We start from the raw sequence: 1878 nt of genomic DNA, 5'->3' as shown, positions 1-1878 counted from the left end.
CCAGTCTACTGTCCTAAGCTTTCCGAATTTGTCAGGAAATGGGTGAGGTCAGGTGTTCCATTATCGCGCTTTATGGTTTGTGCTTTTCAGTCTGATGCTGGCGGCTTCCAGTTGGGGAAGTGTTGAGTCACCCGAGCAGAAGGCTCTCAGAAATGCCCGGAACAATCTGAACAGACTCTATTTTGATTACGTCTTTGCAGAAGAAAATGAAAGGCTGTTAAAAGCCCTCATGGTTTCAGTTCGGCGAATCTATGATCGCTATGGGCCAGATCAGTGGCTGGAAGATCACTCTGCATCAGACCATCAGACAGAAGCTCGACAGCAACTTCTTACCAGACTCGTCCGGCAGGCTACCCGCCATACTATTGCCAAAGTCACAGGTGACAATGATACGGATGAGAATGAGACGGATGACAGTTACCCGGACCGCCCCATGTTTCACCTCTTGCAGGCATTCAGTAATGCTCCAGTCATGGAGGAATCCCAAGACGTTCTTGATTGGTACCGAACCCGTCCGTTGCTGCTTCAGGGGGTCATAGCTGAAGACCGAATGGACTCTATGGAGGAGCTGATTGAGGAGGCTGTGCAGAACAGTTTCAGAGAATTTCCGTCCAACCCGCTATCCCGGGAACAGTTAGCCCGGCAACTCGGCTTTATTCTGTTAGAAATGCAGGAGCTTTTTCTCCGTGGCAAGGCGCTTCGTTCATTTAGTTTTAAGGTAGAGAAGCAAAAGCAGAACCCGGAGATTGCCAGAGACCCTGCATTTATTCTTTACCTGTCCAAGCTGACTGAAGCCTTTAACAATCATCCCACCCTTTGGCATACAGACAGCAAGCATCGTCACTATCAGGAAGGCCTCTCCGCCCTGTTTATGAAAGCCGCAGATCGTGAAGATTATGGTGATGAGTGGTACCAGCAAATTCGCAGAATTCTGAATGGTGAAAAGCCGGTCCTTGCCACTCCGCCAGCGCCCGTTCAAAAGCCTGTCGGGCATCATCCCTCGGATCTTGATGAACGGGAACGCTGGCTTAAACGTGTGTTAGGCATTCTGATAGCCGCAGAGGGCATAGCCATGGTGGCCGTGTTGGTATATTGGGTAATTGATGCATATAAAACGAAATCGCGAAGGCTGGAACGCTTGCAAGAGGATAAGCTGCAAAGGAAGTTAGGCCGGGCACTCAACAAACCCTGGCGGAAAGATCCGAAAGGAAGGGACTGGAAACCCACCGTAACGGACAGGGAGCAGGTCAGAGAGATCATCCAAGGGTTTGATCAAAAGGTTTGGAAAAATGTACTGATCAATGCCGGGGTTTTGAATCCCTTTTGCTGTAACATGGATCTGAATGATCTCTACATGCAGTGGTCGCTGACAGAGCTTTACGGTTATTTGAGGCAAGAAGAATATATCTTGACAAGAGAAGATAAAATACGGCGCGAAAGGGAGCAAGAGCTAAGAGAGCAAGAGCTAAGGGAGCGGGAAGAAGCGGCCAGAAGAGCCAGAGCAGCCACTTACACCGCAACAATCCATCAAAAAGAAAACAGGGAGACTTTATTTTCCCCCAATCCCAGCTTCATTTGGGACTCCTCAGATAGTGATGATGGCTTTGGTTCTACCAGCTGGGGTACACCGACTACTTTTTCAGTTCAGGGTCTGGAGGCTAGCTGGGATTGATTATTAAAGTGATGTATTTCAGTCAACAATTTCGGCAATTAAAGGGGCCGATAAGGGGGCTGACGTTGTAAATTAATTGTTTTACTCTGCACCTGCCGGTTTACTGTCCTATGCTTTCAGGATTTGTCAGGAAATGGGTTAGGTCAGGTGTTCCATTATCGCGCTTTATGGTCTGTGCTTTTCAGTCTGATGTTGGTGGCTTCCTG

1 protein-coding gene is annotated in these 1878 nt (G+C 48.5%); it reads left to right on the top strand.

Annotated features, from left to right (window positions below):
- The first annotated feature begins 52 nt into the window (after window positions 1-52).
- Entirely contained in the window at window positions 53-1672 is a 1620-nt protein-coding gene (locus KDK19_RS00120; RefSeq protein WP_257282010.1) for a hypothetical protein, read from the top strand.
- Window positions 1673-1878: the final 206 nt, after the last annotated feature.

The organism is Endozoicomonas sp. ONNA1 (assembly GCF_024606325.1).
Taxonomy (GTDB): domain Bacteria; phylum Pseudomonadota; class Gammaproteobacteria; order Pseudomonadales; family Endozoicomonadaceae; genus Endozoicomonas_A.
The sequence above is the reverse complement of the archived record's forward strand: the minus strand, read 5'-3'. Positions and strand labels throughout refer to the sequence as shown.